Raw genomic sequence first — 468 nt, 5'->3', positions numbered from 1 at the left:
CATAACAATCTTAGTTAGGTGCAAACATAAATTGAATTAAAAATACAGTCAATTCAACAACAGCAGAAATTGATTTTATGGTTATCAGCAGGCCGAGTGAAACGAGGTCAATGCGCACTTACACCCTTGACAAGTGTCAAGGGTAGATTTAATACCCATTTCGATGGGGATTATTTGTATTAGAAGGCTAGCGCCAACTATAAAAAACCTAGAGTAAACCCTCAAAAACCTAGAGCTGAATATCAAGATTGATCAATCACATTGCGAAGGATCCAATGACTATAAGCAAGACGAGCACTGGGAGTTATCACCCAGGGGTGATTAATTTCAAAAATTTGAATTTCAGTTGCTAAGTAAAGTGGGGTCTTGCCATGATTAAAAGCAAAAACGGGTTGCGGAAAATCAGGCTTACTAGCAACTTGATGAACACTTTGACGAGAGTTCATCTGCCAACGAATTTTTAAATCT

General features: G+C 37.8%; 1 pseudogene. It reads right to left on the bottom strand.

The window, feature by feature from the left end:
• Positions 1-242: 242 nt before the first annotated feature.
• Positions 243-468 (bottom strand): annotated as a pseudogene (locus HC026_RS12415) (hypothetical protein); the annotation flags it as partial.

This window comes from Secundilactobacillus angelensis, assembly GCF_012641075.1.
Taxonomy (GTDB): Bacteria; Bacillota; Bacilli; order Lactobacillales; family Lactobacillaceae; genus Secundilactobacillus; species Secundilactobacillus angelensis.
This window is presented reverse-complemented; position numbering and strand designations above follow the sequence as displayed.